This is a genomic window from Georgenia sp., assembly GCF_054605595.1.
In genome coordinates, this window is the sequence record NZ_JBTSDU010000130.1 from 1 (window position 1) to 8,723 (window position 8,723).

8 protein-coding genes and 1 pseudogene are annotated in these 8,723 nt (G+C 71.8%); 5 read left to right on the plus strand and 4 right to left on the minus strand.

Annotated features, from left to right (window positions below; all coding sequences use genetic code 11):
- Positions 1-173 precede the first annotated feature (173 nt).
- Complete coding sequence (locus ACYC1Z_RS12710; RefSeq protein WP_461409892.1) at positions 174-1,775, minus strand: peptide chain release factor 3; 1,602 nt, start codon at positions 1,773-1,775, stop codon at positions 174-176.
- 326 nt (positions 1,776-2,101) lie between these two features.
- Between ACYC1Z_RS12710 and ACYC1Z_RS12715 the strand changes: the two genes are divergently transcribed.
- Complete coding sequence (locus ACYC1Z_RS12715) at positions 2,102-2,509, plus strand: MerR family transcriptional regulator (RefSeq protein ID WP_461409893.1); 408 nt, start codon at positions 2,102-2,104, stop codon at positions 2,507-2,509.
- Between the two features lie 83 nt (positions 2,510-2,592).
- Here the strand turns inward: ACYC1Z_RS12715 and ACYC1Z_RS12720 are convergent, their stop codons facing one another.
- The gene (locus ACYC1Z_RS12720; protein ID WP_461409894.1) at positions 2,593-2,859 is read right to left on the minus strand and encodes an anti-sigma factor family protein; all 267 of its coding nucleotides are present in this window, start codon (positions 2,857-2,859) and stop codon (positions 2,593-2,595) included.
- A 441-nt stretch (positions 2,860-3,300) separates the two neighbouring features.
- Here ACYC1Z_RS12720 and ACYC1Z_RS12725 point away from each other — a divergent pair, with 441 nt between their 5' ends.
- A complete protein-coding gene (locus tag ACYC1Z_RS12725; RefSeq protein ID WP_461409895.1) occupies positions 3,301-3,672 on the plus strand; it encodes a sulfur reduction protein DsrE in 372 nt (123 codons plus the stop codon).
- A 125-nt stretch (positions 3,673-3,797) separates the two neighbouring features.
- Here ACYC1Z_RS12725 and ACYC1Z_RS12730 read toward each other — a convergent pair whose 3' ends face one another.
- Together ACYC1Z_RS12730 and ACYC1Z_RS12735 are read right to left on the minus strand one after the other, a co-directional pair.
- Complete coding sequence (locus ACYC1Z_RS12730) at positions 3,798-4,067, minus strand: anti-sigma factor family protein (RefSeq protein WP_461409896.1); 270 nt, start codon at positions 4,065-4,067, stop codon at positions 3,798-3,800.
- Complete coding sequence (locus ACYC1Z_RS12735) at positions 4,067-4,639, minus strand: RNA polymerase sigma factor (protein ID WP_461409897.1); 573 nt, start codon at positions 4,637-4,639, stop codon at positions 4,067-4,069. Before ACYC1Z_RS12735 ends, ACYC1Z_RS12730 begins: the two co-directional genes overlap by 1 nt.
- A 193-nt stretch (positions 4,640-4,832) precedes the next feature.
- Here ACYC1Z_RS12735 and ACYC1Z_RS12740 point away from each other — a divergent pair, with 193 nt between their 5' ends.
- The 3 genes and pseudogenes from ACYC1Z_RS12740 to ACYC1Z_RS12750 form a co-directional block, all read left to right on the plus strand.
- Positions 4,833-6,461 (plus strand): TIGR02677 family protein, encoded by a 1,629-nt coding sequence (locus ACYC1Z_RS12740; protein ID WP_461409898.1) that lies wholly within the window; start codon positions 4,833-4,835, stop codon positions 6,459-6,461.
- A complete protein-coding gene (locus tag ACYC1Z_RS12745; RefSeq protein WP_461409899.1) occupies positions 6,458-7,705 on the plus strand; it encodes a TIGR02678 family protein in 1,248 nt (415 codons plus the stop codon). The genes ACYC1Z_RS12740 and ACYC1Z_RS12745 overlap by 4 nt, the downstream gene beginning before the upstream one ends.
- Positions 7,702-8,723, plus strand: a pseudogene (locus ACYC1Z_RS12750) (TIGR02680 family protein); the annotation flags it as partial. The gene ACYC1Z_RS12745 and the pseudogene ACYC1Z_RS12750, both read left to right, overlap by 4 nt.

Below are 8,723 nucleotides of genomic sequence, written 5' to 3' on the forward strand. Positions count from 1 at the left end.
CGTCATCACACCTGGAAAATCCGTCGGCACGCCGGCCGGGAGAGGACCAAGGTCCATCGAGCAGTTCCGGAGCAGCCGCTGTCGACAACTCTAATCTAACGTCACGGTAGGTTGGTGGTGAGTTGTCTCACGACGGGGCGGGGCGCCGCAGTCGCGAGTGACCAGGTCGTTCGTCAAGCGGCGATCAGCGGCGTGAGATCCGTGTCCGGGTGTGCGCGGCGGACGGACTGCAGGCGCCACTTGTCGACGAAGAGGGCGAGGAGCTCGCCGGTGGTCCGCTGGAGGACCTCGACACCACGTTCGGTGGCCAGCGGTGCGCTCCAGGCGGGCGTCGTGAGCATGGCCACGCTGTAGTTCAGCGGCTCCAGCTGGATGGGGGCGTTGAACTCGTTGGCCATGCGGTGCCGTGCGACGTCGAACTGCATCGGGCCGACGGCGGCGAGCACGGGTGCCTGGTCGCCGCGGAGGTCCGAACGCAGGACCTGGACCACGCCCTCGGCGTCGAGCTGGGCGATGCCGCGTCGGAACTGCTTGTGCCGGCCGGCGTCGACGGCGCGCGCGACGGTGAAGTGCGCGGGCGCGAAGGTCGGCAGCGGGGGGAACTGGACCGGAGCCCCCGTGTAGAGGGTGTCGCCGACCTGGAGGTCGGTGGCGTTGACCAGCCCGACGACGTCGCCGGGGAACGCGGTGTCGACCACGCTGCGCTCACGGCCGAACGCCTGCTGGGCGTACTTCGTCGCGAAAGGTCGTCCGGTCCGTGCGGTGGTGACCACCGTGCCGCGTTCGAAGACGCCCGAGCACACCCGGACGAAGGCGAGGCGGTCGCGGTGCGCGGTGTCCATGCCGGCCTGCATCTTGAAGACGAACGCACTGAACGGGTCGTCGACGGCCCGCACCGCACCCTCGAGCGTGGTGCGGGGGCCCGGCGCGGGGGCCAGATCCACCAGGACGTCAAGAACGGCGCGGACGCCGAAGTTGCGTACCGCAGCGGCGAAGAGCACCGGGGTGGAGCGGCCGGACAGGAACGTCTCCGTCGTGTGGTCGGACCCGGCGGCACTGAGCAGCTCCACCTCCTCGCTCGCGTCGATCCATGCCCGGTCCTCGAGGTCCCGTGCGGTGGCGGCGGGGAAGGTCTCCTCGGGTGCGATGTGGGCACCACTGGTGGTGTGGGTGAACCGGACGTAGTCGCCCGTGGCGCGGTCCAGGACGCCGCGGAAGTCTCCGGCGATGCCGACCGGCCAGGTCAGCGGCGTCGGGTTGAGTCCCGTCCGCTCGGCGATCTCGTCCATCAGGGCCAGGGCGTCCCGGCCGGGCCGGTCCCACTTGTTGATCACCGTGATGATCGGGATGCCTCGGTGCCGGCAGACGTTGAAGAGCTTCATGGTCTGCTCCTCCAGCCCCTTGGCAGCGTCGACGAGCATGACCGCGGCGTCCACGGCGGCCAGCACGCGGTAGGTGTCCTCGGAGAAGTCGGCGTGCCCGGGGGTGTCGAGGAGGTTCAGGACCGTGCCGCGGTAGTTCAGCTGGAGGGAGGCCGAGGTGATGGAGATACCGCGGGCCTGCTCGATGTCCATCCAGTCCGAGACCGTGTGCCGGCGGCCGCTCTTCCCGTTGGTGTGCCCGGCCTCGGTGATGGCGTGCGCGTGCAGGGCCAGCGCCTCCGTGAGAGTGGACTTGCCGGCGTCGGGGTGGCTGATGACGGCGAACGCCCGCCGGCGGGCGGCCTCGGTAGCGACGTCGGCCCGCTCTGGGGGCGTCAGGACGTCATGGCGCATAGGGGATCTCCTGAGTTCTCGCCTGCCCCGGGCCGCGAAAGGTGGCGCAGTCCAGGTGGGGCTTGTCGGGCGGCCGGGACGTAACCCGGCGGTGAGGGGCTGCCGCGATCGTGGTGTGCGGTGATCACCTCACGGTCGCACACGTTGCACACCACGACGTCGCACTACCCGGCCACATGGACGCTCGACCTCCCACCGCCGGCTCCGACGAGTCGGCACCTGGCCGCCGGCCTCGTCGAGACCCACACCCTACCGTGACGTAACGGTAGGTTTTCGAGGGGTCGGGCACGTTAGAGTCGAAGCCCACAGCGAGCGAGGAGCAAGACATGACCGGCCACATGCAGATCGGTGAGGTCGCCGAGCGCACGGGCCTGTCCTTGCGGACCATCCGGTACTACGGAGAGGTCGACCTGGTCTCTCCGTCGAGCCGAAGCGATGGTGGGTTCCGCCTCTACACGGTGGGCGACGTGGAAAAGCTCGAACTCGTCAAGCAGATGAAGCCACTCGACTTCTCCATCGAGGAGATGAAGGACGTGCTGACGATTCTGGGCCGGATCAGGGACGAGCACTCCCCCGACGCCGAGCGGGAACGCCTTCTCACCGCCCTGGCCGATGTACGGGCGACCGCCGCGGAACGTAGCGACAAGTTGCGCGCCAAGCTCGCCGCGGCCGAGGCGTTCGTTGCGGGCGTCGACCGTGAGCTGTCCCGGCGGCACCGCCACGCGACCGCCTGAGCGCGCCGCGGCGGCCTCGCTGATGCCCGTTCGTCGTGAGTGGCAGGTCCGGGGGCACTCCGGTCATGGTGCCCGTCCCGCGGTCACGGCTGCGAACCCGCCAGGTCGTCGGCGAAGGTACGCAGTCGGGCGAGGGCGTCCGCGGACGCGGGTTCGAGCTCATCGCCGGTCGCCCCGATGGCGACCTTGATCGCGGCGTAGGCGTCGGCCTCCAGGCCGCACCGTCGGCAGACCTCGAGGTGCTCGGCCGCGCGGCGGGACCGGGTGACGTCGAGTTCCCCGTCGAGGTATCCCTGCAGGACCCGTGCCACCTGGTGACAACGGGACCGGGTCATGACCGATCGAAACATCACGCCTCACCTTTCCGTAGAGCCACGCCGACCACGACCGGGGCAGACGTCCGTGCCGTGTCGTCGTGCGTCGCTTTCGTGCGTCGGGTCCCGTGCGTCGGGTCCCGCATTCGTGCGTCGGGATCCGTGCGTCGGGTCCGTCATTCCCGGGAACCCGGCTGGGGCGGTCCGCGATTCCACCTCGGCGGACCGCTGCCTCGCCGGGCGGCCCGGTGCCGTACCCCTCGCCTGACGCACCCACATCGGCGACATGTCGCGTGCGACTCGTTCCCGTCACGCACCATGAACGTCGGGGCATCCGTCATGGCCGTTTCCTGACGTCGACGGTCACACCGGGCAGCCGCCAGGCAGCGCGCTTCACGAACGGAATCGTCCGGCCGGGATGCGGGTTTCCAGGGCATCGGGGCGTCACGGTGGCGCCCGTCCGAGGAGGGACCACCAATGAGCACATCGACCGACACCCGCCGACGCGTCGCCGTCGTCATCTACGAGGACGCGGCCAAGGACCTGGCCCGCGCCTACCGCGGGCTCATGACAGCCGTGGAGTTCCTGGAGGCCGGGGACGACGTGACGGTCGTCTACGACGGCTCCGGCGTGGACACGCTCGCGGCCGCGTCCGCCGAGGGACACCCGCTGCACGGGCTGGTGGAGAAGCTACGCCCGGTCACCCGCGGCGCCTGCGCCTTCTGCGTCAAGGCGCACGGCGTCGGAGAGGCCGTGGCGGCTGGTGACTGGTCGCTGCTCGAGGAGTACAAGCGCCACGCGAGCGTGCGGAACCTCGTCGTGGAGGGTTACCAGCTCCTCTCGTTCTGACCGCCCGGCTCCGGACGCAGGACCACCCGCACGACGCCGTACGACGCCCACCGGTCCGCACCGATGGGCGTCGTACGGCTATGCGTCGTGCAGCGCATGTGCGGCAGACGTCGGGCCGTCGCCGGTCAGTGCTCCCGCTGCTCGGACAACTCCTCGGCGAACGTGCGTAGGCGCTCGACCGCTGGGTCGTCGGAGGGGGGAGTGGCGGTGCTCGCCGCGCTGATCGCGATCTTGATGGACTCGTAGGTGCGGGCCTCGAGCCCGCACCTACGGCACGTCTCGAGGTGCTCGGCGACGGACGCGGCCCGGACGATGTCCAGCTCGCCGTCGAGGTAGTGCTGGAGGAACCGGGCGGCCTGGTGGCATTCGGAGCGCGAGAGCTTCGACAGGTCCATCACATCCCACCTCCCCGCGGGGCGATGCCCGCGACGTCCAGCCGCGCCCGGATGCGGGCGCGCGCGCGATGCAACCGGCTCATCACTGTTCCTCTCGGTACTCCCAGCACTTCCGCGGCCTCCCGGTAGGAGAGCCCCACGATGTCCACGAGCGTGACGACGGCGCGGTGCTTGTCCGGCAGGGCCTGCAGCGCGTCGGCCACGACGGCCTCGAACTCCTCGCTGATCGCCACGTCCTCTGCGGAAGCCGCCGGTGGGCCGGTGTTCTCCAGGTTCCGCTCGAGCGACTCGGAGTCGCGGAGCAGGACGGGACGGCGCACCCGGACGCGGTTCAGATGGGTGTGGCGCAGGATCGTCAGCAGCCATGCTCGCGGGTGGGCGCCGTCGAACCGGTCGACCGCGCGGAAGGCGCGCACCAGGGTGTCCTGGACCAGGTCCTCCGCGTCGGCCTGCTGCCCGGTGAGCGACAAGGCCACGCGGTACAGGACGGGGATCTCGGGCACGATGTAGCGGTCGAACGCCAGGTGCCGGTCGTCCGCCAGGTGCTGGTCGTCGCGCGCGGTGTCCCTCACCCCTGCGTAACCCGGCCGCACCCCGGATGATTCCACGTCGTCGCGGGCACGCGTGTCCGCGGCGGAGGGCGGGCCACCATCCCCCGGCGGCGCCGGCCGCCCGGCGGCGCCGGCCGGCACCTCGAGCACCCGCTCCCGGGGCAGGGCAGGAGCTGACGAGGCGTGTCAGTACCGCATGGCAGGATCTGGTGACATGACGGACCCCTCGGTCGAGACACCCTCGGCAGACACCGCTGGCGCCCCGGGTAGCTACGGGCCGTTCGCCTACCTCAGTGCGCCGAACGCCCCGGTGTACCGGCGCGTCATGCGCGCCCTCATGGCGGAGAAGGAGCGCTTCACGGTGCACGTACGTCCGGAGGAGGTGTGTGCGGTGCTGCGTGCCGACGACGGCGAGCCCGTCGAGGACGGTGCGGTCGCCGAGGCGCTGGAGCGACTGGCCCAGCCCGCCTGGGGGAACCTGCTCGCCTTCCCCGACTCGAGCAGGGTCACGGCGCTGGAGGACTTCTACCGGCGGCGGATGCTCTACCAGATGTCCCGTCCGGGGGAGGCCGCGGAGCGGGCGCTGGCGCAGTACGACGCCGCGCTCGGCACCCGCGGCGCACTTCAGTCGGTGGCCCTGGAGGACATCGTCGTCCTGCTCACCAAGCTCCGTGACACCGTCGCCGCCCACGCGGCGGGCGAACCGGTGGACTCGGCGGTGACCCACCAGACCCTGCGCAGCCTTCGCGACCGCTTCGTCGAGCTCGCCGAGAACGCCGTGGCGTTCATGGGGTCCATGCAACGCACCATCGACCTCCACGACGCGGATGTCGAAGCCTTCCTGGCGTACAAGGAACAGCTCATCGAGTACCTCGAGCGGTTCATCAACGACCTGCTCACACGTGGGGCCGCGATCACCGACCTCCTCACCAGCATCCCGGACGACGGCGTGGCATTCCTCGCCGCGACCGCCGCCGAGCGGGAGTCCGCGGACGCCGCTCCCGGGGAGGCCGACTCGGCGCGTGCGAGAGTGCGCGAGACCTGGCTGCGGCAGTGGTCGGGGCTGGCCGAGTGGTTCGTCAGCACCCCCGCCCGGGAAAGCGAGTCCAAGCTGCTGCGCGCCCGGGCACGAGCCGCCATCCCGGCCCTGCTGGCCGTGGTGCGCGCGCTGCACGAGAAGGCGGGCGGCCGGACGGACCGGACGCAGGACTTCCTCACGCTGGCGAGGTGGTTCGCCACCGTGCCCACCGACGCCGACCGGCACCGGTTGTGGCGCTCGGCGTTCGGCCTCGCGCCGGTGCGACACCTCAGCGTCACCGCAGCCACCGAGGACGCGTGGGCGGCGGCCGGGCTGGGGAACACGACGCCGTGGGCGCTCGCGCCACCGCTGGAGATCAGCCCCCAGCTGCGCCGGAGCGGCTCGTACGAGCGCCGCGGCAAGGCGGTCCGCGTCGCGGACCGGACCGAGGCCAAGCGGCTGCTGACCGAGCGCTCCCGCCGCGAGGCGGAACAGACCGCGGCGGCTCGTCGCCGGATCCTCACCGACGGACCGCAGCCGCTCTCCGCCTTCGGCGAGCTGGACCCGGCGGCCTTCCGGCTCTTCCTCGGCCTGCTCGGCGACGCCCTCGCCGCCATGGGGCCGCGGGCCACCACCGCCCAGGTGCACACCTCCGACGGCGAGCTCACCGTCATCCTCACCCGAATCCCGGGAGCGAGCAGCATGGTGCTCACCACGCCCGACGGCGAGCTGTCCGGGCCCGACCACCTCGTCGACATCGCCTCAGCCGTCGACCTACCGGAACCGAGCGCCGCGCACCAGGAGCCCGTGGAGGCGTACGCATGAGCACGCTCGACCTGGCCCCCAGCATCTCCGGCGCGCTGGAGAGCCGGGAGGCGGAGGGACGCACCCGGGCCCTGCGGGCGCTCCTCGTGCGCCCGGTGCTGCGGGCGCAGACCGACGGCGAACTGTTCCGGCTGGCCAGGCGGCACGCCGACGCGCTGCGCGCGTGGTTCGACCGGGAGACCGGCTGGCGCCTCGTCGTCGAGTCGCAGATCGTGCGTCTGCTGACCGCGCACGTCCCCCACGGCCCGACGGCGACCGCCATCGCCGAACGGCACCCGGCGCGTGGCCGCAAGGGCGACCCGCCCTTCACCCGGCGCCGCTACGTCCTGCTGTGCCTGGCGCTGGCCGTCCTCGAACGCTCCGACCCGCAGGTCTCCCTCGGCCGCCTCGCGGAGGACATCGTGCTCGCCGCCCGCCAGCCCGGCCTCGATGCTGTGGCGTTCACCCTGACCGGCCGTGAGGAGCGCTCCGACCTCGTTGCCGCGATCCGGCTGCTGCTGACCTACGGCGTGCTGGTCCGGGTGGCCGGCGACGAGGAGTCCTACGTCTCAGCCGGGGGCGACGCCCTGTACGACGTCGACCGGCGGGTGCTGGCCACGATGCTCTCGACCGACCACAGTCCCGGCCTCGTCGATGCCCGACTGCCGTCCGACCCGACGATCGACCAGATCGAGGCCGCACTGCACGAGCCGCCACCGGCCTACACCGAGGAGGAGTCCACCAGGCGGCTGCGGCACGCCGTCACGCGGCGGTTGCTCTGCGACCCGGTCGTCTACTACGACGAGCTGCCCGACGACGAGCGCGCCTACCTGGTCGGTCAGCGCGTCCAGCTCACCAACCGCCTGAACGAGGCCACCGGGCTGGTCCCCGAGATGCGCGCCGAAGGAATCGCTCTGGTGGACCCGGACGACCACCTCACCGACGTGCGCATGCCGGAGCAGGGCACCGACGGTCATGCCACGCTGCTGCTCGCCGAGCAGCTCGCCACCTCCGGCCCCGCCGACATCGCCGTGCTACGGCGCCGGGTGCGCGGGCTCGCCAGGGAGCACGCCGCCTACTGGCGCCGGACCGCCCAGGAACCAGGAGCGGAGAACGCCATCGTCGCCGACGCCCTCGACCGGCTGGTCGGGCTCGGTCTGGTCCGGGTCACCGGCGCCGGGTCGGGGGTTGTCGTCCACCCGCTCCCGGCGCTGCGGCGCTTCGCCGTGGCCGCACCGACCATCACGACGAGGAGAGTGCGATGACCGGTCTCGACGACGTCGGCCAGGCGCCCGGGGCGCAGCCCGCCGACGCGCTGCCGCGCCCCACCAACGAGCGCTGGCAGCCGCTGCGGCTCGGCCTCGTCGACCTGTTCTACTACGACGACGAGCAGTTCTGGTTCCACGACGGGCGCCTGCTCCTGCGCGGCAACAACGGCACCGGGAAGTCGAAGGTCCTGGCCCTCACCCTGCCCTTCCTGCTGGACGGCTCGATCGCGTCGCGGCGGGTGGAGCCGGACGCCGACCCCAAGAAGCGCATGGACTGGAACCTGCTCCTGGGTGGCGCCCACCCGAACTCGGAGCGCACCGGCTACTCGTGGGTCGAGTTCGGGCGCGTGGACGACGACGGCACGGAGCACTTCACCACCCTGGGCATCGGCCTCAAGGCAGCCGCGGGCCGTGGCATCGTCAAGACCTGGTATTTCACCAGTACGCGGCGCATCGGGGACCTGCGGCTGCTCGACGGCAACCGTACGGTGCTGAGTCAGGAACGGCTCCGCGACGAGCTCACGTCCACCGGGTCCGGCCACATCCACACCACCCAGGAGGCCTACCGCCGCGCGGTGGACGAGACGCTGTTCCGGCTGGGGGAGGAGCGGTACGCCGCCCTCATCGACCTGCTCATCCAGCTCCGCCAGCCCCAGCTGTCCAAGAGACCCGACGAGAAGGCGCTCTCCGCGGCCCTGACCGAGGCCCTCGCCCCGCTGGACCAGGCCGTGGTCGCCGACGTCGCGGAGTCCTTCCGCTCGCTCGAGGACGAGCGCGCGGGCATCACCGAGGCCAAGGACACGCTCCGGGCGGCGGCGGACTTCCTGCGGCACTATCGCGGGTACGCCCAGGTCGCCTCCCGGCGCCAGACGACGGCGGTGCGCCTGGCCAACTCGGCCTATGAGCACGCCGGCCGGGACCTGCGCGAGGCCGAGGAGCAGCTCGACGGCGCCACGGAGGAGGTCGAGCGGCTCGCCCGGCTGCAGGAGGACGCCACGGAGCGGCAGAGCGGTCT

What these genes read in the sequence shown, in the direction of transcription:
- ACYC1Z_RS12710 (WP_461409892.1), bottom strand. Translation starts at nt 1,775, where the DNA reads ATGCGCCATGACGTCCTGACGCCCCCAGAGCGGGCCGACGTCGCTACC.
- ACYC1Z_RS12715 (WP_461409893.1), top strand. Translation starts at nt 2,102, where the DNA reads ATGACCGGCCACATGCAGATCGGTGAGGTCGCCGAGCGCACGGGCCTG.
- ACYC1Z_RS12720 (WP_461409894.1), bottom strand. Translation starts at nt 2,859, where the DNA reads ATGTTTCGATCGGTCATGACCCGGTCCCGTTGTCACCAGGTGGCACGG.
- ACYC1Z_RS12725 (WP_461409895.1), top strand. Translation starts at nt 3,301, where the DNA reads ATGAGCACATCGACCGACACCCGCCGACGCGTCGCCGTCGTCATCTAC.
- ACYC1Z_RS12730 (WP_461409896.1), bottom strand. Translation starts at nt 4,067, where the DNA reads ATGGACCTGTCGAAGCTCTCGCGCTCCGAATGCCACCAGGCCGCCCGG.
- ACYC1Z_RS12740 (WP_461409898.1), top strand. Translation starts at nt 4,833, where the DNA reads ATGACGGACCCCTCGGTCGAGACACCCTCGGCAGACACCGCTGGCGCC.
- ACYC1Z_RS12745 (WP_461409899.1), top strand. Translation starts at nt 6,458, where the DNA reads ATGAGCACGCTCGACCTGGCCCCCAGCATCTCCGGCGCGCTGGAGAGC.